23 protein-coding genes are annotated in these 24,151 nt (G+C 72.0%); 10 read left to right on the top strand and 13 right to left on the bottom strand.

Going from position 1 to position 24,151, the window contains the following annotated elements:
- Positions 1 to 33: 33 nt before the first annotated feature.
- Positions 34 to 1,482, bottom strand: a complete 1,449-nt coding sequence (locus JOD95_RS14215; RefSeq protein ID WP_307810459.1) for an MFS transporter — start codon at positions 1,480 to 1,482, stop codon at positions 34 to 36.
- A 201-nt stretch (positions 1,483 to 1,683) separates the two neighbouring features.
- Between JOD95_RS14215 and JOD95_RS14210 the strand changes: the two genes are divergently transcribed.
- From JOD95_RS14210 to JOD95_RS14200, 3 genes are all read left to right on the top strand, one after another.
- On the top strand, positions 1,684 to 2,883 hold the full coding sequence (locus tag JOD95_RS14210) for a cobalamin-independent methionine synthase II family protein (protein WP_307810457.1): 1,200 nt from the start codon (positions 1,684 to 1,686) through the stop codon (positions 2,881 to 2,883).
- Between the two features lie 124 nt (positions 2,884 to 3,007).
- Complete coding sequence (locus JOD95_RS14205) at positions 3,008 to 4,423, top strand: AAA family ATPase (protein WP_209685614.1); 1,416 nt, start codon at positions 3,008 to 3,010, stop codon at positions 4,421 to 4,423.
- Positions 4,416 to 6,434, top strand: a complete 2,019-nt coding sequence (locus JOD95_RS14200; RefSeq protein ID WP_209685612.1) for a VWA domain-containing protein — start codon at positions 4,416 to 4,418, stop codon at positions 6,432 to 6,434. The genes JOD95_RS14205 and JOD95_RS14200 overlap by 8 nt, the downstream gene beginning before the upstream one ends.
- A gap of 120 nt (positions 6,435 to 6,554) precedes the next feature.
- On the opposite strand, the gene JOD95_RS14195 is transcribed toward JOD95_RS14200, so the two are convergent.
- From JOD95_RS14195 to JOD95_RS14175, 5 genes are read right to left on the bottom strand one after another with little or no spacing between them, the layout of a single operon-like run.
- On the bottom strand, positions 6,555 to 7,331 hold the full coding sequence (locus JOD95_RS14195) for an SCO1664 family protein (RefSeq protein WP_066655828.1): 777 nt from the start codon (positions 7,329 to 7,331) through the stop codon (positions 6,555 to 6,557).
- A complete protein-coding gene (locus JOD95_RS14190; protein WP_066655829.1) occupies positions 7,328 to 7,855 on the bottom strand; it encodes a DUF3090 domain-containing protein in 528 nt (175 codons plus the stop codon). The genes JOD95_RS14195 and JOD95_RS14190 overlap by 4 nt, the downstream gene beginning before the upstream one ends.
- A gap of 33 nt (positions 7,856 to 7,888) precedes the next feature.
- Entirely contained in the window at positions 7,889 to 8,689 is an 801-nt protein-coding gene (locus JOD95_RS14185) for an MSMEG_4193 family putative phosphomutase (protein WP_209685610.1), read from the bottom strand.
- A gap of 10 nt (positions 8,690 to 8,699) precedes the next feature.
- A complete protein-coding gene (locus JOD95_RS14180) occupies positions 8,700 to 9,404 on the bottom strand; it encodes an ABC transporter ATP-binding protein (protein WP_209685608.1) in 705 nt (234 codons plus the stop codon).
- The gene (locus JOD95_RS14175) at positions 9,401 to 10,495 is read right to left on the bottom strand and encodes an ABC transporter permease (RefSeq protein ID WP_209685606.1); all 1,095 of its coding nucleotides are present in this window, start codon (positions 10,493 to 10,495) and stop codon (positions 9,401 to 9,403) included. Before JOD95_RS14175 ends, JOD95_RS14180 begins: the two co-directional genes overlap by 4 nt.
- 150 nt (positions 10,496 to 10,645) lie before the next feature.
- On the opposite strand from JOD95_RS14175, the gene JOD95_RS14170 reads away from it, so the two are divergent.
- Genes JOD95_RS14170 through JOD95_RS14160 form a run of 3 tightly spaced genes read left to right on the top strand, consistent with a single transcriptional unit; the run spans position 10,646 to position 12,940 of the window.
- Positions 10,646 to 11,815, top strand: coding sequence for a sensor histidine kinase (locus tag JOD95_RS14170; protein ID WP_209685604.1), 1,170 nt, complete (start codon positions 10,646 to 10,648; stop codon positions 11,813 to 11,815).
- The gene (locus tag JOD95_RS14165; protein WP_066655832.1) at positions 11,812 to 12,432 is read left to right on the top strand and encodes a response regulator transcription factor; all 621 of its coding nucleotides are present in this window, start codon (positions 11,812 to 11,814) and stop codon (positions 12,430 to 12,432) included. The genes JOD95_RS14170 and JOD95_RS14165 overlap by 4 nt, the downstream gene beginning before the upstream one ends.
- 49 nt (positions 12,433 to 12,481) lie before the next feature.
- Positions 12,482 to 12,940, top strand: a complete 459-nt coding sequence (locus JOD95_RS14160; protein WP_144411358.1) for a BLUF domain-containing protein — start codon at positions 12,482 to 12,484, stop codon at positions 12,938 to 12,940.
- A gap of 32 nt (positions 12,941 to 12,972) precedes the next feature.
- On the opposite strand, the gene JOD95_RS14155 is transcribed toward JOD95_RS14160, so the two are convergent.
- From JOD95_RS14155 to JOD95_RS14135, 5 genes are all read right to left on the bottom strand, one after another.
- Complete coding sequence (locus JOD95_RS14155; protein WP_158407764.1) at positions 12,973 to 13,584, bottom strand: ScbR family autoregulator-binding transcription factor; 612 nt, start codon at positions 13,582 to 13,584, stop codon at positions 12,973 to 12,975.
- Between the two features lie 76 nt (positions 13,585 to 13,660).
- The gene (locus JOD95_RS14150; protein WP_209685602.1) at positions 13,661 to 14,131 is read right to left on the bottom strand and encodes a BLUF domain-containing protein; all 471 of its coding nucleotides are present in this window, start codon (positions 14,129 to 14,131) and stop codon (positions 13,661 to 13,663) included.
- 114 nt (positions 14,132 to 14,245) lie between these two features.
- Complete coding sequence (locus tag JOD95_RS14145) at positions 14,246 to 15,619, bottom strand: sugar ABC transporter substrate-binding protein (protein WP_209685600.1); 1,374 nt, start codon at positions 15,617 to 15,619, stop codon at positions 14,246 to 14,248.
- A 12-nt stretch (positions 15,620 to 15,631) separates the two neighbouring features.
- The gene (locus JOD95_RS14140) at positions 15,632 to 16,585 is read right to left on the bottom strand and encodes a carbohydrate ABC transporter permease (RefSeq protein WP_209685598.1); all 954 of its coding nucleotides are present in this window, start codon (positions 16,583 to 16,585) and stop codon (positions 15,632 to 15,634) included.
- Between the two features lie 32 nt (positions 16,586 to 16,617).
- Positions 16,618 to 17,589, bottom strand: coding sequence for a carbohydrate ABC transporter permease (locus JOD95_RS14135; RefSeq protein ID WP_081985026.1), 972 nt, complete (start codon positions 17,587 to 17,589; stop codon positions 16,618 to 16,620).
- A gap of 194 nt (positions 17,590 to 17,783) precedes the next feature.
- On the opposite strand from JOD95_RS14135, the gene JOD95_RS14130 reads away from it, so the two are divergent.
- The 3 genes from JOD95_RS14130 (at position 17,784) to JOD95_RS14120 (ending at position 21,714) form a co-directional block, all read left to right on the top strand.
- The gene (locus JOD95_RS14130; RefSeq protein ID WP_144411460.1) at positions 17,784 to 19,019 is read left to right on the top strand and encodes a Gfo/Idh/MocA family protein; all 1,236 of its coding nucleotides are present in this window, start codon (positions 17,784 to 17,786) and stop codon (positions 19,017 to 19,019) included.
- Between the two features lie 204 nt (positions 19,020 to 19,223).
- Positions 19,224 to 20,237, top strand: a complete 1,014-nt coding sequence (locus tag JOD95_RS14125) for a LacI family DNA-binding transcriptional regulator (protein ID WP_066655849.1) — start codon at positions 19,224 to 19,226, stop codon at positions 20,235 to 20,237.
- 82 nt (positions 20,238 to 20,319) lie between these two features.
- Positions 20,320 to 21,714: a PepSY domain-containing protein gene (locus tag JOD95_RS14120; RefSeq protein ID WP_209685596.1), complete on the top strand. Its 1,395-nt coding sequence runs from the start codon at positions 20,320 to 20,322 to the stop codon at positions 21,712 to 21,714.
- A 58-nt stretch (positions 21,715 to 21,772) separates the two neighbouring features.
- Here the strand turns inward: JOD95_RS14120 and hxlA are convergent, their stop codons facing one another.
- Both hxlA and hxlB read right to left on the bottom strand, forming a co-directional pair.
- The gene (hxlA, locus tag JOD95_RS14115) at positions 21,773 to 22,411 is read right to left on the bottom strand and encodes a 3-hexulose-6-phosphate synthase (protein ID WP_066658574.1); all 639 of its coding nucleotides are present in this window, start codon (positions 22,409 to 22,411) and stop codon (positions 21,773 to 21,775) included.
- Positions 22,412 to 22,487: 76 nt separating this feature from the next.
- Entirely contained in the window at positions 22,488 to 23,060 is a 573-nt protein-coding gene (gene hxlB, locus JOD95_RS14110; protein WP_209685594.1) for a 6-phospho-3-hexuloisomerase, read from the bottom strand.
- 198 nt (positions 23,061 to 23,258) lie between these two features.
- Here hxlB and JOD95_RS14105 point away from each other — a divergent pair, with 198 nt between their 5' ends.
- Positions 23,259 to 23,999, top strand: a complete 741-nt coding sequence (locus JOD95_RS14105; RefSeq protein WP_245172414.1) for a LuxR C-terminal-related transcriptional regulator — start codon at positions 23,259 to 23,261, stop codon at positions 23,997 to 23,999.
- Positions 24,000 to 24,151 lie beyond the last annotated feature (152 nt).

Here is a 24,151-nt window from a genome sequence, read left to right as displayed (position 1 = left end):
GGTCTCGGCGCTAAACATCACGTATACGAAATACTACTTCTTGGACGCGTCGGTGAGGACGGACAAGGGTTGGGTGATGTCCTCCAGCCCCTTGCGCGCCGCGTCGACCCCGAACACCAACGCCACGATCCCGCCGGCGATCATCACCGCCGACCCGAGCAGGTACCCCCAGAAGAGCGGTTCACGTGACGACCCGTCCCCGATGAACGCGCCGTAGATCGCCGGGGCGACCGCTCCGAAGATCTGCGCGAGGGCGAAGAAGTACGAGATCGCCTGCGACCGCAGCTCGAGCGGGAAGATCTCGCTCACGGTCAGGTAGGCGCTCGAGGCACCGGCCGAGGCGAAGAAGAACGAGACGCACCAGAACACGACCTGCACGGTGGCGCTGATGGCGTCGGCTCGGAACAGGAACGCCGAGGTGGCGAGCACCAGACCCGACACCAGGTAGGTCAGGAAGATCATCTGCCGACGACCCCAGGTGTCGAAGAACCGGCCGAGCACGATCGGCCCCAGCAGGTTGCCGATCGCGAACGGGAAGAAGTACACGGCCGTCTCGGCGGTCTTCAGCCCGAAGAAGTTCGTGAGCACCAGGGCGTAGGTGAAGAAGATCGCGTTGTAGAGGAACGCCTGGGTGATCATCATGGTCGCGCCCACCAGGGTGCGGGTCGGGTACTGCTTCAGCAGCACCTTGGCGATCGTCAGGAACCCCACCTTGTCCAGCGGCGTGACGGTCATGGCCTTCGACTCGTCGACGTCCGGCAGCCGGTGTCCGGTGGACTTCTCGACGGAGGCCTCGATCTCGGAGACCGTGCGCTCGGCCTCCTCCTCGCGTCCGTGAGTCATCAGCCACCGCGGGCTCTCCGGGATGTGCCGCCGCAGGAAGATGATCGCGATGCCGAGCACCGGGCCGAGGAAGAACCCGATGCGCCACCCGATGTTCTCGGCGAAGATCGACGTGTCGAGCAGGTAGATGTTGGCGAAGGCGCCGAGCGCCGCACCGCCCCAGTACGTGCCGTTGATGGCGATGTCGACGTGCCCGCGGTACTTCGACGGGATGAGTTCGTCGATCGCCGAGTTGATCGCCGCGTACTCACCGCCGATGCCGAGGCCCGCCACGAAGCGGAACGCCGCCAGGAACCAGAAGTCCTGGGCGAGTCCGGCGATGCCCGAACCGATGAGGTAGATCGCGAGCGTCAGGATGAAGAGCTTGCGGCGGCCGAGCCGGTCGGACATCCGTCCGAAGACCAGGGCGCCGACGACCTGTCCCACCAGGTAGATGGTGCCGAGCAGGGTGACCTGCTGCGTCGACAGGTCGAGGTCGGCCTGGAAGCCGGCGTTCGAGACGATCTGGATCTCGAGGCCGTCGAGGATCCAGGACACCCCCAGACCCACCACCACGCTCCAGTGGAAGCGCGTCCACGGCAGTCTGTCGATCCTGGCGGGGACCAGGCTCTTGATCGCCCCGTTCGTCGTGCTGCTCACGAGAGCGGACCGTACTCCGGAGATTCCAGGCTGGTTCCCAGTACCAGCGCAGCTTTACGTCCTCACAGATTCAGGAACTCGTGCGACGCGGACGGGAGGCGCGGGGCGGGCCCGCACCGTGCCTCCCTTCTGCGTCGGGTCGCGGTGACGCGCGACGTCACGACCGCACGCGGCCGCAGCCCGCGTCGGTAGCGTGACGACGTGCCCACCCAGAACTCGATCGACCGCATCCTGACCACGCACACCGGGTCGCTCCCCCGTTCGCCCGAGCTGACCGCGCTCCTGGTGGCCCGCGACCAGGGGAAGCCGCACGACGAACAGGCACTCCGCGAGGAGACCGCCGCCGTGCTCGCGCGCACCGTCGACGCGCAGCTCGACGCGGGCCTCGACGTCGTCAACGACGGCGAGGTCCCGCGCGTCGGCTTCTCGACCTACATCCGCGACCGGCTGTCGGGGTTCGGGGGCTCCGGTCACCGCAAGCCGACGCTCGACAGCGTGAAGTTCCCCGAGTACGCGGCGTTCCAGGCCCGGCAGATCGACGAGGGCACGGAGTTCGCCCGGGTGTGGGACACCCCGCTCGCCCAGGGGCTGCTCGAGTACGACCAGGAGCGCGCCGGCATCCGCGAGGACCTCGACGGCTTCGAACGCGAGCTCGCCCGGAACGCCGCCGACGGCCGCACCCCGGCCGGCACCTTCATCTCCGCCGCGACGCCGGGCATCGTCGCCACGACCCTGCTGCTCGACGACGAGAACCCGCACTACCGCGACCACCGGGAGTACGTGTTCGCGCTGGCCGAGCAGCTCCGCGTCGAGTACGAGGAGATCGTCGCCCGCGGGCACGTCCTGCAGCTCGACGCCCCGGACCTCGCCATGGAGCGCGTGATCCACTTCGGCGACGCGTCGCTCGACGAGTTCCTGGCCGCCGTGGACCTGCACGTCGACGCGCTCAACCACGCGCTGCGGAACATCCCGAAGGAGCAGACGCGGCTGCACGTCTGCTACGGCAACTGGCAGGGCCCGCACCAGGACGACGTCCCGGTCGACGTGCTGCTCCCCCACCTGTACCGCGCCGAGGTCGGGTCCTTCAGCATCCCGTTCGGCAACCCGCGGCACGCGCACGAGTTCCCGGCCTTCCGCGACCTGCCGCTCCCCGACGACGCGGTGCTCGTGCCGGGCGTCATCGACGTCACGACCAACTACCTGGAGCACCCGCAGCTCGTGGCGAACCGGATCGTCGAGGCCGCCGAGGCCGTCGGCGACCCCACCCGCATCGTCGCCGGGACCGACTGCGGCCTGGCGACCTTCGCGAGCTACGAGTTCGTCGCCGCGGACGTCGCGTGGGCGAAGCTCCGAGCACTCGTCGAGGGTGCGGAGATCGCGTCGCGCCGCCTGTTCGGCTGACGCTCCCGCCGCGCTGTTCCCGCAAGACGCAACGTCGGCAGGCCCTCGCAGCGGTACAGCGCTGCGAGGTGTCGCCGAGGTTGCGTTCTCCGGAGCCGAGCGCCGAGACGCGCCTCCCGTCCGCATGTCGGTGCGCGGGCGTAGCGTGCGGACCGTGACCCGACCTGACATCCACACGGTCGGCGAGCTCCGCGCTGCTGGGCACGTCCAGAAGTCGGTCCGCGCCGAGATCCGCGACAACCTCCTCCAGGCCCTGCGCGAGGGCCGCGACCCCTGGCCCGGCCTGCACGGGTTCGAGACGACCGTCATCCCCCAGCTCGAGCGTGCGCTCATCGCCGGGCACGACGTCGTGCTGCTCGGCGAGCGCGGGCAGGGCAAGACCCGCCTGCTCCGCACGCTGCAGGGGCTGCTCGACGAGTGGACCCCGGTGATCACCGGGTCCGAGCTCGGCGAGCACCCGTTCGAGCCGATCACCACCGCGAGCACCCGCCGTGCCGAGGAGCTCGGCGACGCCCTGCCGATCTCGTGGGTGCACCGCGACGAGCGCTACGTCGAGAAGCTCGCGACCCCCGACACCAGCGTGGCGGACCTGATCGGTGACGTCGACCCGATGAAGGTGGCCGAGGGCCGCAGTCTCGGCGACCCCGAGACCATCCACTTCGGGCTGATCCCCCGCGGGCACCGCGGCATCGTCGCGATCAACGAGCTCCCCGACCTCGCGGAGCGCATCCAGGTCGCGATGCTCAACGTGATGGAGGAGCGCGACGTGCAGATCCGCGGCTACGTGCTGCGCCTGCCCCTCGACGTGCTCGTCGTCGCCAGCGCCAACCCCGAGGACTACACGAACCGCGGCCGCATCATCACGCCGCTGAAGGACCGCTTCGGCGCCGAGATCCGGACGCACTACCCCATCGAGCTCGCCGACGAGGTCGCCGTCATCCGGCAGGAGGCCCAGCTCACCGCCGAGGTCCCCGACGCCCTGGTCGAGATCCTCGCCCGGTTCACCCGCGCCCTGCGCCAGTCCAGCGCCGTCGACCAGCGGAGCGGCGTCAGCGCCCGCTTCGCCATCGCCGGCGCCGAGACGATCTCCGCCGCCGCCGTGCACCGCGCCGCGCGGCAGGGCGAGGAGCACCCGGTCGCGCGGCCGATCGACCTCGAGACCGCGGTCGACGTCCTCGGCGGCAAGATCGAGTTCGAGAACGGGGAGGAGGACCGCGCCGACGAGGTCCTCGAGCACCTGCTCCGCACCGCCACCGCCGAGACCGTCCGCTCGCGGTTCCGCGGGATCGACTTCGGCGTCCTCGTCGAGGCACTCGACGGCGGCACGATGGTGACGACGGGCGAGCAGGTCAGCGCCCGGGCCTTCCTCGAAGGGCTCCCGTCGATCGGCGAGTCGGACGTCTACGACCAGGTGTGCGAGCGACTCGGGGCGACCGACGACGGCGAGCGGGCCGGCGCGATCGAGCTCGCGCTCGAGGGGCTCTTCCTCGCCCGGCGCATCAGCAAGGAGTCGGGGGGCGGCGAGGCCGTCTATGGCTAGCCGGCAGAACCGCCGCCTGACCCGCGACGCCCGCTACGGGAAGTACGAGGGCGGACCGGATCCCCTCGCTCCCCCGGTCGACCTGGCCGAGGCGCTCGACGCCATCGGCGAGGACGTCATGGGCGGCACCTCCCCCGAGCGCGCCCTCCGCGAGTTCCTCCGGCGCGGCGGCCAGACCCAGCGCGGGCTCGACGACCTCATGCGTCGGGTCGCCGAACGTCGGCGCGAGCTCACCAGCCGGAACAACCTCGACGGCACCCTGCAGCAGGTCAAGGAGCTCCTGGACCAGGCCCTGCTCGCCGAGCGCGGTGAACTCGCCCGGAACGTCGACCTCGACGACGGCGACCGCGCCCTGGCCGAGCTGCAGCTCGACAGCCTGCCGCCGTCGCCCGCGAGCGCCGTGCAGGAGCTGAACGGCTACGACTGGACGAGTCCGACGGCCCGGCAGAAGTACGACGAGATCAAGGACCTGCTCGGGCGCGAGGTGCTCGACCAGCGCTTCGCCGGCATGAAGCAGGCGCTCGAGAACGCGAGCGACGAGGACCGCGCAGCCGTGTCCGCGATGATGCGCGACCTCAACCAGCTGCTCGACGACCACCGCCGAGGCACGGACACGCAGGAGCAGTTCGACGCGTTCACGGCGCAGCACGGGCAGTACTTCCCGTCCCGCCCGCAGAACGTCGAGGAGCTGCTCGACGACCTCGCCGCACGAGCCGCGGCCGCGCAGCGGATGCGGAACTCGATGACGCAGGAGCAGCGCGACGAGCTCGACGCGCTCGCGCAGCAGGCGTTCGGCTCACCGGACCTGATGGGTCAGCTCGGGCAGCTCGACGACACCCTCCGCGCGCTCCGCCCCGGCGAGGACTGGGGCAGCTCCGAGCGGATGGACGGCGAGCAGGGCCTCGGACTCGGCGACGGGACCGGGGTCTTCCAGGACATCGCCGACCTCGACGCCCTGGCCGAGCAGCTGGCGCAGTCCGGGCCCGGGTCCGACCTCGCCGACCTCGACCTCGACGCCCTGCAGCGTCAGCTGGGCGACGAGGCCACCGTCGACGCCAGGACCCTGCAGCGGTTGGAGCAGGCCCTGCGGAACGCGGGCGCGGTGCAGCGCGGCACGGACGGACACCTCCGGCTGACCCCGAAGGCGATGCGGCAGCTCGGCAAGAGCCTGCTCAGGGACGTGGCCGAGCGGATGTCGGGGCGCCAGGGCGCGCGTGACCTCCGTCGCGCCGGGGCGTCGGGCGAGCCCTCCGGGGCGACCCGACCGTGGGCGTTCGGGGACACCGAGCCGTGGGACCTCCCCCGGTCGATCACGAACGCCCTGGTCCGGACCGCGGCGGACGGACGCACCGGACCGGGTGTCCGCCTGACGATCGACGACGTCGAGGTGCAGGAGACCGAGGCGCGGACCCAGGCGTGCGTGGCGCTCCTCGTCGACACGTCGTTCTCGATGGCGATGGAGGACCGCTGGGTCCCGATGAAGCGGACGGCCCTCGCGCTGCACACCCTCGTCAGCACGAGGTTCCGCGGCGACGACCTGCAGCTCATCGCCTTCGGGCGCGAGGCGGAGGTCATGGACGTCGAACGACTCGTCGGCCTCGACGCCCAGTGGGACAAGGGCACGAACCTGCACCACGCACTGCTGCTGGCCAACCGGCACTTCCGGAAGCACCCGACGGCGCAGCCCGTGCTCCTGGTCGTGACCGACGGCGAGCCGACGTCGCACCTCGAACCGAACGGCCAGGTGTGGTTCGGCTACCCGCCCGATCCCGTGACGATCGCGCTGACGGTCCGCGAGCTCGAGAACGCCGGCCGGCTCGGGGCGCAGACGACGTTCTTCCGGCTCGGTGACGACCCCGGGCTGGCGCGGTTCATCGATGCCATGGCCCGACGGGTGGACGGCTCGGTCGTCGCGCCCGAGAACGACGACCTCGGTGTCGCCGTGGTCGGGTCGTACCTCGGTTCCCGTCGCGGAGGCGCGTCCCTGTTCGGCGACGACCGGGCAGGCTGACCGGGGCCAGCCGACGGACGGGAGGCTCCCCACCGGGCACGGCCCGGCAGCCGCTGGCGCGTCTGCCGGGAACCGGCCGGCGTGGGCCCCGGTGCCGGCTGGCACCGCGCCTCCCGTCCGTCAGAAGAGGGGCCAGGGGACGGCGGGTCCGTGTCCGGGCGGCGGCGGGAACATCCCGACCGCGCGCAGCGCGGCGCACCGGGCCCGCAGGTTGTCGATCTCCCCGCGGGTCAGGTGCTCGGCGAGCGCGACACCGAGGTCGCCGCGGAGCGCCTCGGACACCCGGTCGAGCCCCTCGAGCTCGTCGGGGTCGAGCGGCTCCCCGATCCAGCCCCAGAGGACCGTGCGGAGCTTGTGGTCCACGTGGAAGGTCAGGCCGTGGTCGACGCCGTAACGGTGCCCGTCCGGCATGGCGAGCACGTGCCCGCCCTTGCGGTCGGCGTTGTTCACCACCACGTCGAACACCGCCATCCGGCGGAGTGCCGCGGTGTCCTCGTGCACGAGCGTGACGGGCTGGTCGTGCTCGTCGATGGCCTCGAGCACGGGCAACCACGGGGTGCCCTCGGCGTCGGCCTCCTCGGTCGGCACCAGGTCGACGGGGTCCTGCTCCGGGTCGACGTCCTGCCAGCGCTGGACCATGCCGGGGCCGAACGGGCCGTCGCCGAGCCAGGTGGGCGGCACGATGCCCCACCCGAAGGCCTCGGAGACCAGGTGTGCCGCGACCTCCCGGCCGGCGAGCGTGCCGTCCGGGAAGTCCCACAGCGGACGCTCCCCCTCGACGGGCTTGTACACGACGGACTCGCCGTCGAGGTCGGCGAGGAAGGTGGCGTTCGACGCCTCGCGGATGCGCGCCCGGATCGTCAGCGGGCCGTCGTACCGGGGTGCGTCGTCGCTCATGCGTCGCCGGGGCGCCGACCGGCAGCGACGACCTCGCGCGTGCGTTCGACGAAGGCCCGGGCGCTGCCGACGGGGATCTTCACCTGGAAGACCTCGGCGGGCTCGGGCATCTCGACGACGGCCTCGACCTCGTCGCCGTCCTCGTCCGTCTCGGTGACGATCTCGAGCTCGTCCTCGATCGGGTACGCCTCGATGACCACCTGCGCCGTCGCCGGGTCGAACCCCAGGCTCAGGGCACCCGCGCGGAACTCGGGCTCCACCGGCTGGTCGAGCGGCGCGGCGTCCCGGAGCTCGGACGGTGCAGCCGGCGGGACGCTGAAGCGGTTGTCCTCGACGGTCGCGACCTCGTCGAGGAGCTCGGCGACCTTGTCCGCGAGCACCGCGGACTGCTCCTTCTCGAGCGCGACGCTGGTCACCCGCTTGCCGTCGCGTGCCTGCAGGTAGAAGGCGCGTTCACCCGGGCGGCCGACCGTCCCGACGACGAGACGTTCCGGCCAGTCGAAGCCGTGCACGATGGTGGGCATGACCCGATTGTAGGAGCGTGCGGCTCCGTCCGTTCAGGGTCGAGCGGTCCCCGGCTCACTGCTGCCGACCGCCCCGTCCGCCGAGCCGGTCCCGTCGTGTCCTGCTCCGCCGCCGGTCCCGTCCGCTCCGCCTCCGCCGCCGGTCCCGTCGTGTCCTGCTCCGCCGCCGACCGCGGCGTCGCCCGAGGGGGCCGGTGCCGCGGCGAGCCACGACAGGTCGCCGGAGTCGGTGTTGGTGGCGACGACCTCGGGCCGGTGTTCCCCGTAGCGGACGACCGAGACGGACGCCGGACCGACCGCGATGCGTTGGAACAGGTCGAGGTGCATGCCGAGCGCGTCGGCGAGGACGGACTTCACGATGTCGCCGTGGCTCACGGCGACCCACACCGCCGTCGGGCCGTGCTGCGCCTCGACCTCGGCGTCGATCCGTCGGATCGCGGCGACCGCACGGGACTGCATCGTCTGCATGGACTCGCCGCCGGGGAACACCACGGCGCTGGGGTTCGCCTGCACCGTGCGCCACAGTGGTTCCTTCGCGAGGTCCGCGAGCTTCCGGCCCTGCCAGTCGCCGTAGTCGGCCTCGGTGATCGCCCGTTCGACCCGCACGTCGGGGCTGCCCTGCTGGCGGGCGAGCAGGGCGCGTGCGGTCTGTCGGCAGCGCTCGAGCGGGCTCGTGACGAGCGCGGCGAGCGGGATCGGCGCGATGCGCTCGGCGGCCCGGTCGGCCTGCTCGCGGCCGACGCGGTCGAGTGCCACCCCGGCGGTGCGACCCGCCAGGACCCCGGTCGCGTTCGCGGTGGTGCGTCCGTGCCGGACGAGGAGGACGGTCGCCATGCGGTCGATCCTAGGCCGCGGCGGCCACGCCCTCCGGCGCGGTCACGATCCGCCCGTCGACGACGGTCACCAGGTCGTCCAACGCGTCCCGGTGCACGAGGTCGTGCGTGACGAGCAGGGTCGCCGTCCCGCGCTCGTGCGTCAGACGGGCGATCAGCTCCATCACGGCACCGCCCCGCTCCTGGTCGAGCGCACTCGTGGGTTCGTCGACGAGCAGCACCTCGGGGTCGTGCACGAGCGCCCGGGCGATCGCGACGCGCTGCCGTTGTCCCCCGGAGAGCTGCGCCGGTCGTGCATCGCCGTGACCCGAGAGCCCGACCGCGTCGAGCAGGTCGTCGACCCGGGCGCCGGGGACCCGACGATCGCGGGCGCCGAGGTGTCCCATCACGAGCAGCTGTTCGCGCGCGGTCAGCGACGGCAGCAGGTTCGACTGCTGGAACACGATCCCGATGCGGTCCCGGCGGAGGTCCGACGCTGCGTCGCGGGACAGCGACGCGGCGTCGACCGCCGTCGATCCGCTGCCGACGAGCACCCGACCGGAGTCGGGGCGGACGAGCGACGCGGCGACGGCGAGCAACGACGACTTACCGGACCCGGAGGGGCCGGTGATGCCGGTGACGCTGCCGGCCGGAGCGGCGAGGGAGACGTGGTCGACCGCGGTGACGCGACGGTCGCCGTCGGGGAAGGTGAGGGTGACGTCGTCGAGGGTGATCATCGGTTGCTCCCGAGTGCGGTGAGGGGGTCGGCTGCGGTGACGGTGCGGAGGGCGACCGCGGCGCCCGCGAGACCGAGCACGGCCATCGCGACACCCGGTACCAGGGTGGTGAGGGGGCTGAGGAGGAACGGCAGCGTGCCCCCGGCGAGCGCACCGAGCACCGCGACGAGCGCCGTCCCGGTGCCGATGCCCGCCACGAGGACCACGAGCGCCTGACCGAGTGCGTCGCGGACGAGCGACCCGGTGCTCGCTCCGAGCGCCTTGAGCACGGCGACGTCACCGGCGCGTTGCATGGTCCAGACGGTGAAGAAGGCGCCGACGACCAGCGCGGAGACGCCGAACAGCATCGCGATCATGAGACCGAGCGACCCGACCTCGGACCGGAAGGTCTCGAGCGCCGTCAGCGATCCGAGCGGTGTGGTGGCGGACGTGTGCGTGGTCGCGGCGACGGCTCCCCAGTCCGGCGAACCGGACACGGCGAGCACCGTCGGTGCGCCCTCGCCGCCGAGCCGGCGGTCGGCAGCGGCCCACGCACCGGGGGTCATCACGACGACCGGGGTGTGGCTGTACCAGGCGTCCCCGCCGACGGACGCGACGCGGTGGTCGGTCCCGGAGACCGAGATGCGGTCGCCCACCACGACGCCGAGCTGCTCCGCCGCCGCCGCCGACAGGCCGACCGAGTCGTCCTGCGCGGGCGCCAGCGCAGCCACGACACCGTCGCCGCCCCGCGGCAGCCCGAACAGGGCGACGCCGACCGCGGACGCACCGGCACCCGACGTCGCGGGAGCAGCGCTGGCGCGTCCCTGGACGATGCCCACCGGCACCACGTCGTCGACGCCGGCCGCCGTCCGCCAGCCGTGTCGTGCCTCCCGTCCGATCGCGGACGTGGCGAAGGACGGCTGCCCCGCGGACGGCTGTTGCAGCACCAGCCGGTCGCCGGGCAGGTCGAGGACAGCGGAGATGTTCTGCGACGCCAACCCGCCCGTCAGTCCCGCCAGGAACCCGACCAGGAGGGTGATGAGCGCCACGACGGCACCGATGAGCACGAAGCGTCCACGAGCGAACCGGAGATCGCGCCAGGCGACGAACACGGCCGTTCCTTCCCGGTCACGGACCCTCCGTGACCTCCAGAACCAGCGTCGTGTGCCGACGGCGAGCGGTCATCGCCGGCACGGACGGTCCCACGATCGAACTTCTGGTTGATCCAGCGGGCCCGGGCCGTCCGTACGCTGGCCGGTGACATGGTCCACGGCACGCTCACCCCCGTCTTCGTCGGTCTCCGCACCGGCCTGTACGTGCTGTCCGCCGCGCTCCTCGCGCTCGTCGTCGTCCGGATCGTGGTCGAGGGCGGCGCCACGGCACCCCTCGCCGGCGTCCTGGCAGGTGCCTTCGCAGTCGTGTACCTGCTCGGGGCGGTGGTGGCACGCGGCGCCCCGGGTCGCCGGGCGGTCGCGGGCCCGCTCTGGGTCGGCGGGCTCTCCGTCGTGTGGGTCGCGCTCATGGTGCTCGTCCCCGAAGCCGCCTACCTGGTCTTCCCGCTCTTCTTCCTCTACCTGCACGTGCTGCCCCGGATCGTCGGTCCCACGGCGGTCGTCGTCGCGACGCTCGTGGCCGTCGTCGCGCTCGGAGTGCACGGGGGCTTCACGCTCGGCGGGGTCGTCGGACCGCTCGTCGGCGCCGGGGTGGCGCTGCTCATCGGGCTCGGCTACCGCGCACTCGCCCGGGAGGCCGTCGAGCGCGAAGCACTGCTGGCAGAACTGATCGCCACCCGGGACCGACTCGCGGCGACCGAGCGGGAACAGGGGGTCCTCGCGGAGCGTGCGCGACTGGCGCGGGAGATCCACGACACGGTCGCGCAGGGGCTGTCGAGCATCCAGATGCTCCTGCACGCAGCCGAGCGCGCCGACGGCGACCGCCCCGGCACCGAGCACATCCGTCTGGCCCGGGAGACCGCGGCCGACGGCCTCGCCGACACGCGTCGCTTCATCCGCGAGCTCGCGCCGCCGACGCTGGACCAGGGCCTCGGTGCAGCACTCCGTCGGCTCGCGGACCAGCAGTGGACGCGGGACGGACTGGCGGTGTCGGTCGCGGTGTCGGACGACGGGCTGCCGATGGACGTGGAGACCGCGCTGCTCCGCATCGCGCAGGGCGCCGTGGCGAACGCGGTGCAGCACGCCGCGCCGTCGCAGGTCGACGTCACGGTCACGGTCGACGGTCGGGAGGCACGGCTGACGGTCGTCGACGACGGCGTCGGCTTCGACCCGGTCACCTCCGGCGACGACGTCTCCGCGTCCGACTCCTTCGGCCTCCGCGCGATGGCCGAGCGCGTCGAGCAGTTCGGCGGACGACTCGACGTCGACAGCGCACCGGGCCGCGGCACCACGGTCACGGCCGTCCTGGAGGTCCCGTGATCCGCATCGTCATCGCCGACGACCACCCCGTCGTCCGGGCCGGTCTCCGTGCGCTCCTCGACGGTGAGGAGGGCATCGAGGTCGTCGGCGAGGCAGCCACTCCGGACGCCGCGACCGCCCTCGCCGAGGAGCTGGCCCCGGAGCTGGTGCTCATGGACCTGCAGTTCGGCCAGGACACCACCGGCGCCGACGCCACCCGGTCGATCCGCGCACTCGAGGCGGCACCGTACGTGCTCGTCCTGACGAACTACGACTCGGACGGTGACATCCTCGGCGCGGTCGAGGCCGGGGCGAGCGGGTACCTGCTCAAGGACGCCCCACCGGACGAGCTCGTGGCGGCGGTCCGTGCCGCGGCCTCCGGGCAGAGCGCCCTCGCCCCGGCGATCGCCGGACGGCTGATGGCGCGGATGCGGGCTCCGCGCGTGAGCCTCTCCGCCCGCGAGATCGAGGTGCTCCGACTGGTCGCGGACGGGGCGTCGAACGGTGAGGTCGCCCGCGCACTCCACATCAGCGAGGCGACGGTCAAGTCGCACCTCGTGCACGTGTTCTCGAAGCTCGGTGTGAGCTCGCGGACAGCGGCCGTGTCCGCGGCCCGCTCTGCGGGTGTCCTCCGGTGACCCCCGGGACCCATCGGGGGGTCCGTGCGGCACGCGGACAGTGGTCGGCGTGCGCCGCACCATGCACGAAGATGGTGCGGTGCTCGTCTCCATCGTCTACATGAGCCGCTCGGCCGTGCCCTTCGACGACGACGCGCTCGCCGAGCTCCTGCGCGAGTCACGGCTCCGGAACGAGGCACTCGGGGTCTCCGGTCTGCTCGTGGCGAAGGGCGGCCGGTTCATGCAGCTGCTCGAGGGCCCGGCGTGGAGCGTCGACGACCGCTTCGGCGCCATCGCGCGCGATCCTCGGCACGACGGGGTGAAGTCGCTGATCCGCGAGGACATCGAGCGCCGGCGGTTCGACGGCTGGTCGATGGCCTACCGGTCGCTCGACGAGTCCGACGTGGCGACCGAGGACGGCTTCAGCCCGTTCCTGTCCGGCACGATGGACTTCGCGCCGGAGTTCGACGGCACGAGCGCCGCGTGGCTGCTCAAGTGGTTCCGCGACCGGGAGCTCACCGACCGCTGACGCGGACCTCCGCCCGTCGACGGTCCACGAGGTCAGCCTGCCGCGCGGAAGGTGTCGGCGACCACCCCGAGCAGACGTGCCCGGTGCGCCGGCGCGGCCGTCGCCTGCAGGAGCACCCGCCACATCACCGCGACCGCGGGGTCGAGGTCCGCGCGACCGCTCCGCACCTCGGCGACCAGCTGCACCCCGGTGAAGTAGGGCACGACCGAACCGCCGAGCTCCTCCGGGGTGAGGTCGGTCTCGAGCTCACCGCTGCCGATCGCGACGCAGAACACGTCCACGATGCCGCCGATCCACTGCTCGTAGAACGACGACGTCGCTCCGGAGAACTCGCCGCGTTCGAGCGAGAGCCGGATGCCGGCACGCACGATCGGGTCGGTGCGGAGCAGGTCCGCGATCTGCTTCGACGCCCCGATCAGGGCGGCCGTCGGCGACGCGGCGTCGTGGCTCACCTCCGCGAAGGTCCGCGCGTTCTGCTCGTCGATCACGCCGAGGGCGAGCGCGAGCTTCGTCGGGAAGTGGAAGTGCAGGGTGCCCTGCGCCACGTCGGCGCGGCGCGCGACGGCGGCGATCGACGTGGCGGCGAAGCCGACCCGGTCGAACTCCTCCGCCGCGGCCACCAAGATCTGCTCACGTTTCCCCACGTGACCAGTGTCTCGAACTGGAGGCACGGTGCGGGCCCGCACCGTGCCTCCAGTCCGAGGGGGTCCCGTCAGGTCGTCACGCGGCGTGGCGGGCCAGGGTCATGCGCTCCTCGGGCACGTCCTGCAGGTCGCGTCCGCGGAACCAGCGGAGCAGCCAGTCGGCCGGCGAGCCGGACAGCTCGGCCGGCAGGCCGGAGCGCTCGGTGAGGAAGGTGTTGAAGCCGGGCTCGTCGCGGACCTCGAGGTCCGACGGGTTGCCGAACGCCATCGACCAGCCGTCGAAGCGGCGGGTGTCGATGTCCTCGCGGGAGAGCGACTTCACGCCCTCGTGGCGGGTGTCGCGCTCGATCGCGGCGAAGCGGTCCTCGACGCTCCAGGAGGGACCCTCGAGCACCTGCATGAAGCGGCCGCCCTTGGCGAGCAGGAGTCCGGAGACACCGAGCGCCTCGTTGCGCAGGCGGGCTTCACGGAGCATGGCGACCAGGTGGTCGTCGGTCATCTCGTCGACGGCGACGGACATGTACACGAGGGAGGTGAGTTGCGTCATCGGCGCCAGTCTGTGTGCTGCTCCGGTGGAGGGTCAATGCGGTCGTCCGCACACCGCAGTCGGGTGCGGTGTGCGGACGACCGGTGGGGGTGGCCGTGCTCGATCCAGCGGGGCTCAGGTCAGCGCGAGGAGCGTGTTGACCTGCTCGTTCACGCCGGTGAGCGTCGACACGGGCTTGCCGTTCGCGTAGATGCCGTCGAACGCCGGCTGCACGAGCGCCTGGACGTCGGCGGGGTTCCGGGTGACGGGGAACAGGAACGTCGTGCCGTCCGCCACCTGCTCGGTGAACGCGGAGACGTCGAGCCCGCGCTCCCGGAAGGCGGCGACCGCGGCGTCCGTGCCCGACCGGCGGGCGGGGAAGACGATGCCCGCGCGGCCGACGATCTCCTGCGCGGCGGCACTGCCGAGGAACGCGACCCACTTCGCCGCGGCCTCCGGGTTCCGCGCCTGCTTCGTGATCGAGTCACCCAGGCCGTTGAACATCGACGCGCGGTGCCCGATCGGCCCCTTCGGTGTCGGGGCGATGGCGACGTCGACGCCCTGCAGGTCGGCGTAGGCGCCGATCATCCACGACCCGTTGAACGAGAGCGCGACCTTCTTCGACCCGAGCTGCACGTCCGGACCGGTCGTCGTGGAGAACACTCCGTACTTCGGCATGTAGCCCTTCTCGGCGAGCCCGAAGTACCAGGAGATCGTCTTCTGGAACGCGGGGTCGTCGTAGCGGAACGCGTTCCCCCACGGGTTCCGGTTCGTGTAGGACCAGTCGATCGACCCGGTGAACGGCGACCACTGCGTCTGCCCGAACCCGTCGCCACCGCTGCCGTTGGCGCTGATGCCGTAGACCGCCACGTCCGACCTGTCGAAGCCGGGCTCGTCCCCGCGGCGCCCCTTGCCGTCGATGGTCAGGTGCGCGACCGCCCGTTCGAAGGTCCCACCGTCGTCCGGGTTCCACTCGAGCGCGGCGAGGTCCTCGGCCGAGTAGCCGGCCTTCGCGATCACGTTCCGGTCGTAGAACATCGCGACCGTGTCCCAGTCCTTCGGCGACCCGTAGCGGTGCCCGTCGCGCCCCTTCCAGAGCTGCGCGAGGCCGGACTGGTAGTCGTCGTCGCGGATCGCACTCGTCGCCTCGAGTTCGTCGAGCCGGTGGAGCACGTCGAGGTCGGCGAACTGCGGGAACTTCGACAGGTGGTCGGTGAACACGTCGGGCGCGGTACCGGCGATGAACCCGGCGGTGAGCTTCGTCCAGTAGTCGCTCCACCCGAGCTGGGTGATGCGGATCCGGATGTCGGGGTTCTCACGCTCGAAGGCCTTCGCGACGGCCTGGTACGCCGGGAGCTGGTTCGCGTCCCACAGCCAGTAGGACACGGTGCCGGTCGCGCCGCTGCGGGGGTCCGGCGTGCTCGGGGACGAGCAGGCGGCGAGGGCGCCGAGCGCGAGGGCCGAGGCACCGCCCGCGAACAGTGCGCGTCGGGAGATGGAGTGCGTCATGTGCGGGGTTCCCTACTTGATCCCGGAGAAGCCGATGGAGTTGACGATGCGCTTGGCGAAGACGCCGAACAGCACGATCATCGGGAGCGCGGCGACGAGGGTCGCCGCCATGAGGCCCGCCCAGTCGGTGCCGGACTGCGGCGTCTGCGACTTGAACACCCCGAGCGCGACCGTGAGGACGCGGGAGCTGTCCGTGTACGACACCATGAGCGGCCAGAAGTAGTCGTTCCACGCCGTGATGTAGGTGAGGACCGCCAGCGTCGCGATCGGCGCCGATGCCATCGGCAGGACGAGCCGGAAGAACACGCGGACCTTCCCGGCGCCGTCGATGAGTGCGGCCTCCTCGACCTCGCGGGAGATGCCGAGGAAGAACTGCCGGAGGAAGAACACCGCGAACGGGGTCATCAGCATCGAGGGCAGGGCGATCCCGAGCAGGGTGTCGACCAGGCCGAGCGACTTGATCAGGGTGAAGTTCGGCAGGAGCGTGAAGATCGTGGGGACCATGAGCCCGGCGAGGAACACCCCGAACACCCGGTCGCGTCCCGGCCAGCGCAGGCGGGCGAAGGCGTAGGCGGCTCCGGCGGAGAAGAACACCTGCCCGACCGTGATCATCGTCGCGGTGACGACCGAGTTGAGCAGGTACTGCCAGAAGTTGATCGCCGCGCCGGAGCCGCCCTGCGCCAGGGCCTCCTCGGTGGACTGCAGGCCGAACACCCGCTCGAACCCGCCCATGCTGAAGCCGGTCGGCAGCAGTGAGGTGGGGTCGGCGGAGATCGCGCCGTTCGACGACAGCGCGGTCCGGAGGATCCAGTAGAAGGGGAACAGGGTCATGACGATCACGGCGATCATCGCGGTCCAGGCGAGGACCCGTCCGACGGACGGCTTCGGACGCGGGGGCTTCGCGCCGCGGGTGGTGAGGGCGCGCGTGGTGGTGGGTTCGACCACCGGGGGCAGGGTGCTGGTCATCGTCGACTCGCTTCCGGTTGCTTCGGTGGCCGTCAGTCCAGGTCGCTCTCGCCGGAGCGCGAGAGTCGGTACTGGACGATCGTGATGATGCTCAGGACGACGAGGAGTGCCACCGAGACGGCGGACGCGTACCCGAACTGGAACCGGCCGAAGGCCAGGTTGTAGATGTAGTTCTGCACGACGTTCGTGGCGTTGGCGGGGCCGCCCTGGGTGGTGATCGCGACCGTGTCGAACACCTGGAACGAGCCGATGATCGTGATGATGAGCACCAGTGACAGGATCGGGCGCAGCAGCGGGACCGTGATCCGCCAGAACATCTTCCACTCGCTCGCACCGTCGATGCGGCCGGCCTCGTAGACGCTCTCCGGCAGCGCCTGCAGGCCCGCGAAGATGAGCAGTGCGGTGTAACCGACGTTCCGCCAGACGTTGATGAAGGCGATCGTGGGGATGCCCCAGACGTCGCTCTGCAGGAACGGGATGCGTCCGACACCGATCGCCGACAGGACCTCGTTGCCGATGCCGAGCTGCGTGTCGAGGATCCAGAGCCAGATGAGTGCCGCGACGACGTTCGACACCAGGTAGGGCGCGAGCACGATGCCCCGGACGAAGGTCGACTGCGTGAGCCGGTGCATCATGACGGCGATGAAGAGCGCCAGGACCGTCTGGAAGCCGATGTTCAGCACGACGTACTCGACGGTGACGAGCATCGAGTTCCAGAAGATCGAGTCCTGCACCAGGCGCTCGTAGTTCTGCAGGCCCGTGAACACCGGCGGGGTGAGCAGGTTGTACGTGGTGAAGCTGAGCCAGATGCCCCGGATCGTCGGCCAGAGCAGGAACACCGCGAACCCGACCGACGCGGGGGCGATGAACACGAGCGCGAGCCACAGGTCGTTCCGTCGTCGGCGGCGTGGTGTGGTGGTCCGGGCACGTGCCGTGTCGGCACTCCGCGCGGTCCGTGGTGGTGCCGTCACCAGGGGTGACGACAAGGGGCTCTCGGTTGCCATCGCGACTCCTTCGTCTGCGGTGGACTGACGTCGGCAGTCCGTGGCGGGGAATCTACACGTGGGGACTCGGCGTCACAAGGAGCGATTTGTGGCGCGCTCCAAGGGGTTGTCACGTGTAGACCGCTGTGCAATGCTTGGCGGCGATCGCGACGGAGCGACCTGCTCGGCGACACGTCCCCCACCTCGGAAGGTCACTGATGATCAGCATCGGAATGGTCGGAGCCGGCCAGTTCGCGCCCCAGTTCGCCAAGCTCTTCAAGATCCACCCGGACGTCGACCGGGTGTTCGTCACCGACGTGGTCGAGGGCCGCGCCGAGGACCTCGTCGCCGCCCAGCACCTCGACGGCACGCTCGAGGACTTCGACGCCGTGCTCGCCTCGGACGTCGACGCCGTCGCGATCTTCACCCAGCGGTGGACGCACGGTCCGCTCGTCGTCCGCGCTCTCCGGGCCGGCAAGCACGTGTACTCCGCCGTGCCGATGGCGGTCACCGAGGACGAGATCGCCGCGATCATCGAAGCCGTCCGCGAGACGGGGCTCACCTACATGATGGGCGAGACGAGCCACTACAACCCGGCGACGGTCTTCGCGCGGAAGCAGGTGGCCGAGGGCGCCTTCGGCCGGGTGTTCTACGCCGAGGGCGACTACGTCCACGACATGGACCTCGGCTTCTACGCCGCCTACCAGTACAGCGGCGGCGAGCAGTGGAAGCGCACTGCGAGCTACCCGCCCATGCTCTACCCGACGCACTCGGTCGGTGGCGTCCTCGGCGCGATCCCCGGACACGCGGTCAGCGTCAGCTGCATCGGCGTCAAGGACGACCGCGACGACGGCGTCTTCGACAAGGAGGTCAGCCAGTTCGACAACGACTTCTCGAACGCGACCGCCCTGTTCGAGCTCGACAACGGCGGTGTCGTCCGGATCAACGAGATGCGACGGGTCGGCTACCCGTCGCACCTCCGCGAGTCCCGCTTCCGGTACTTCGGCACCGAGGCCAGCTTCGAGCAGCTCGCGACGGTCAGCGTGTGGCAGGACAAGGAGGCCGTGCACGACGTCAGCGACCAGATCGACACCCGCCCGACGATGGAGCTCGACGACCCGCGTCTCGCCGACGTCGACCCGGCCCTCCGGGACGCGTTCGTGTCCGGCTACGCCCCCGTGCACGACGTCGACCGCCTGCCCGCCGAGTTCGACGGGGTGCCGACCGGGCACGAGGGCAGCCACCACTTCCTGGTCGACGACTTCGTCCGCGCGGTCGTCGACGGGACGCTCCCCCCGGTGAACGCCTGGGTCGCCGCCCGGTACACGCTGCCCGGCATCGTCGCGCACCGGTCGGCCCTGCAGGGCGGCGTGCGGCTGCCCGTCCCCGACCACGGCGACGCACCCGAGCCCGCCACCAGCACCGTCTCGTCTAGGATCGCGAGCGAGTAGCCCGCCGCTCGGCGACGGACGGCGCCCGACCACGGTCGTCACCCGACGTCGGACGGCGCCCGACGACGACCGTCACCCGACGACGTCGAGGAGTCCGCGCGGGCATCCCGTGCGACCAGTGCGGCCCGGCCCCGTCCCGTGACGGCGCCGGGCCGCTCCCCGTCGGCCCGAGCGGCCGACGGACCGACCGACGAAGGTGATCCCGTGACCGTGCCGACCAACCCGAGGGCGGTCACCCGTGCGGACGTCGCCCGGTACGCAGGGGTGAGCACGTCGGTCGTCAGCTACGTCGTGCACGACGGACCGCGCCCGGTCGCCGCGGAGACGGCAGCGCGGGTCCGCGAGGCCATCCGGGTGCTCGGCTACCGCCCGAACGCGAGCGCCCAGGCACTCCGCACGGGCTCCTCGAAGATGCTCGGCCTGATCGTGCCCGAGCTCGACAACCCGTTCTGGTCGGAGCTCGCGGTGGCCGTCACGCACGCCGCGGCGGCCCGGGGGTACGACCTCCTCATCGCGAACAGCGACGGGGACGCCCAGCAGGAGCGGGAGCGGCTCCGCACGCTGTCCGCCCGGCAGGTCGACGGGATCATCGTGACGAGCATCATGACGCACCCCGACCTGTCGTCGACGACCGACCCCGGCATCCCGATGGTGCTGCTCAACACCTTCTTCGAGGTACCCGAGTACGCGAGCATCGGCGTCGACGCCCTGCGCGGCGCCCGCGAGGGCACGCAGCACCTCGTCGACCACGGCTACCGGGAGATCGGGCTCGTCATGGGGCACACCGGGTCGATGGAGCTCCGCGAGCAGGGGTGGATGCAGGCCCTGCGCGCGGCCGGGCTGCCGGACGGACCGATCGTGCGCTGCTCGTTCGACCGCGCCGGCGGGTACGAAGCGGGCCTCCGGATGTTCGGCGGCGGCACCGGACCGCGCGCCGTCTTCGTCAGCTCCGACCTGCAGGCCGTCGGGCTCCTGCGCGCCCTGTACGAGCTCGGGCTCCGCTCCCCGGACGACGTCGCCGTGGTCTCGTTCGACGGCGTGGCGGAGGCCGACTACACGAACCCCCAGCTCACCGTCGTCCGGCAACCCGTCGAGGCGATGGCCGCGGCCGCGGTCGACCGGGTGCTCGCGCGGGAGGACCCCGACGACCACCACCTCGACCTGGTGCCGGCGGAACTCGTGCTCGGGGCGAGCTGCGGCTGCGACGTGCGACGCTGACGTTCTACGTCTTGTAGAGTGAGCGCTCGTGCGGCACGGTGCCGCACCTCAGCCCGACAGCCCGACAGGACCCTGCGCTCCGATGCCCGTCACCGCCCCGCCTCCGTCCCGCGGCTGGTTCGCCCAGCTCCTCCTCCGCCTGCACTTCACCGCCGGGCTCTTCGTCGGCCCGTTCGTCCTGGTGGCGGCGCTCTCCGGCGCCGTGTACGCCGTCGCACCGACCGTCGAGCAGGGCGTGTACCGGCAGGAGCTCACGGCGCCGTCGTCCGCGCCTGCGCTCCCCCTCGCCGACCAGGTCGCGGCCGCCGAGCGCTACGTGGCCCGCCACCACCCGGACGACACCGTCGCCGAGGTCCGCCCGGCCCCCACGCCCGGCACCACCACGCGCGTGATGTTCACCGAGGAGGGCCTGCTCGAGTCCCAGACCCGTGCGGTGTTCGTCGACCCGGGCGACGCCGCGGTGCGCGGGGACCTGCCGGTCTACGGCACGTCGGGGTCGCTCCCCTTCCGCACCTGGATCAGCACCGTGCACCGCAGCCTGTTCCTCGGCGACGTCGGGCGGCTCTACAGCGAGACCGCGGCGTCGTGGCTCGGCATCGTGTCGCTCGCCGGCATCGGCATCTGGGCGTTCCGCATCCGGCGCGCACGGCGGAAGCGCGACCTCGTGCTGCCGGACAACCGTGCGACCGGGTACCGGAGGACGTTCTCCTGGCACGCCGCGACGGGCGCGTGGGTGCTCCTCGGCGCGCTCTTCCTGTCGGCCACCGGCATCACCTGGTCGCACTTCGCGGGCGACAACGTCAGCGCGCTCCGCTCGACGCTCAGCTGGCAGGCGCCCACGGTCGACACCGCACTCGACGGCTCGTCGGCGACGTCGGGCGGGGAGCACGCCGGGCATCACGGCGGTGGCTCGATGCCGATGGGCTCCCCGACGACGACGCCCGAGCAGTTCGACGAGGTGCTCGCGGTCGCCCGCGACTCCGGTGTCCGCGCGGCCGAGGTCCGGATCCGTCCGCCGGCGGCCGCCGGCACGGCGTGGACCGTCGAGGAGATCAAGCTCAGCTGGCCGGTCGCGATGGACGCGGTCGCGGTGGACCCGGGCACGATGACGGCGGTGTCGCGGGTCACCTGGGCCGACTACCCGCTCATGGCGAAGGCCGCCAAGCTCGGCATCAACACGCACATGGGCGCGCTGTTCGGCCTGGCGAACCAGGTCGTGCTGCTGCTCGCGGCGCTCGGGATCGCGGCGATGGTCGTGTTCGGCTACCTCATGTGGTGGCAGCGGCGTCCCACCGGCGCGCGTGCGGGTCGCGCGCCCGCCGCGGGTGCGCTGGCCCGGGCTCCGTGGTGGGGCACCACCGCGGTCGTCGTCGCCGCCGTCGGCCTCGCGCTGCTGCTGCCCGTCGTCGGGGTCACCCTGCTCGGGTTCCTGCTGGTCGACGCACTGGTCACGACGTTCCGTCGCCGCGCCCGGTGACGGACGGGAGGCCCGTGGCGGTGTCGCCACGGGCCTCCCGTCCGTCAGGTGGTCCGGATCAGGCGGAGGCGGGCTCCGAGATCGCGTCGCGGAGCGCGGACGCGGCGGCGGCCACGTCGTCGGCGCTGTAGATCGCGCTGCCGGCGACCGCGATGCGGGCGCCCGAGGCCTGCACGGCCTCGATCGTGTCGGTGGTGATGCCGCCGGCGACCGAGAACGGGACGCCCGAGGCCTCGCCGTCGCGCAGCAGCGTCTCGAAGGTGAAGCCCTCCTCGGCCTGCTCGTCGAGGCCGGCGTGCATCTCGACGAACTCGGCGCCGAGCGCGACGACCTCCTTCGCGCGGGCGGCCTTGTCGGGCACGCCGATCAGGTCGACGACGATGCCCTTGCCGTGCGCCTTCGCGGCCTTCACGGCACCGGCGATGGTGGAGTCACCCGCGACGCCGAGCACGGTGACGAGGTCGGCACCGGCCGTGAAGGCGATGTCGGCCTCGAGCTCGCCGGCGTCCATCGTCTTGAGGTCGGCGAAGACGACCTTGTCCGGGTGCGCCTCCTTGATCGCGGTGATCGCGGAGAGGCCGGCGCTCTTGATCAGCGGCGTGCCGAGCTCGATGACGTCGACGTACGGCGCGGCCTTGCCGGCGAGGTCGAGGGCGGCCTCGGTGGTCAGGGTGTCCATGGCGAACTGGAGCTGCATGGTGGTGTCCTTCCGGTGGTGGTTCGTGGGGGTCTCGGTGGCGCGCTCGGGTGGCACCGGCGGCGTCACGGTCGGTTCACTCGAGGTTGGCGTGCCGCGGCCACAGGTCGTCGGCGGAGTGCCCGCTGCGCTGCCAGAGCGCGTGGAACAGGGCGTCCCCGAGGAGCGCGACGCCCTGCTCGAACAGGCCGCCCGCGTACTGCGCCGAGGCCGTGCCGGAGCGGTCCGTCTTCGTGGCGGCGGGCAGGACGAGCGTGGTGTCGGCGACCTCGGACAGCGGGGAGTCGTCCGTCGTGCTGACGGCGAGCACCTGCGCACCAACCTCGGTCGCGGTGCGTGCTGCCTGCACGATGCCGCCGGTGGTGCCCGAGCCGCTCGCGACGAGCAGCAGGTCGCCCCGCCGGATCGCGGGCGTCGTGACCTCGCCGACGACGTGCACGTCGAGCCCGAGGTGCATGAGGCGCATGGCGGTCATCCGGAGCGCGAGTCCGGACCGTCCGGCGCCGTGCACGAAGACACGCTCGGCGTCGGCGAGCAGGGCGAGGGCACGCGCGAACGGTGCCTGGTCGGCGCGGCGGACGGTCGCGATCAGCTCCTGGAGCTCGTCGCCGATCACTCCGAGGGCGTCGGCGGTCGTCGTGGTGGCCATGACTCCGATGCTCCTCGCGCGGGGTCGATCGCGCCGCTGCCCGGGCAGGCGGTCCACCCACCCGATCGGGTGGGACCGTCCGTCCGGGTGGGCCGGGTACGTTCGGTCCTCGTGGAGACGGAACCGGACGCACCAGCCAGCCGGATCGCGGCGTCGGAGCACGCCCGGACGGTTGCGGAGCAGGCCGACCGTCACGCGTTGACCCTCGAGTCGGTGCTCGCCGCCCTGCGCGCGAACCGCCTGTCCGACGCCGCCGCCCGCGCCGAGGCCGTCGAGATCGCCTCGGCCGCACTCGTCGAGCTCCGGACCGTGACCGACCGGCAGCGGAGCACCCTGCTCGAACCCGTCACCGGGGCGTTCTCACGATTGCGGGCCGACCTCCGCCCGCTGGTCCGGTTCGGTGACCTCGACGTGCAGTTCGTCGAGCCGCCGACGACCGGCAGGGCCCTGCCCGGGGACGTCGCGCACAGCGCACGAGCGATCGTCCGCACGGCCGTCCTCGCCCTGGTCGACGGCGGGGTCGCCCGACGCGTCCGGATCCAGTGGGACTGCGACGGGCGCAACCTGCTCATGCAGCTCCGGGACGACGGTGCCGGCACCCTCGACACGCACGACGATGCCGTCCGCCCGATCGCCGAGCGGGTCGTCGCCCTCGACGGCACGATGCACGTCGACTCCACGCCGGGCTGGGGCTCGACCCTGGACATCTCGCTCCCCCTCGACCCGGCGCCGGGCGCGGCCGACCTGCCGGAGGACACCGACCTGACCGAGCGGGAGCGCGACGTGCTGCGGCTCGTGGTGACCGGCGTCGGGAACCGGGAGATCGCCGAGGGGCTCGGGATCAGTCCGAACACGGTCAAGTACCACGTGGCGAACCTGCTCCGGAAGCACGGTGCCCGCACGCGTGCGGAACTCGCCGCGCTCGGCGCCCGCCCCTGAGCCCGGCCGCTCCGCGGTTCGCCTCCGTGTCGGCGGGATCGTGATTCGACGGCGGGATCGTGGTTCGACGTGCGCGCGCACAACCGGGAGCACGTCGCGCCACGTCGTTCCACGGCGCGACGTGCTCCCCGTTGTGCAGCGTGCAGCGTGCA

It is taken from the genome of Curtobacterium sp. 1310 (genome assembly GCF_017834105.1).
GTDB lineage: Bacteria > Actinomycetota > Actinomycetes > Actinomycetales > Microbacteriaceae > Curtobacterium.
This window is presented reverse-complemented; position numbering and strand designations above follow the sequence as displayed.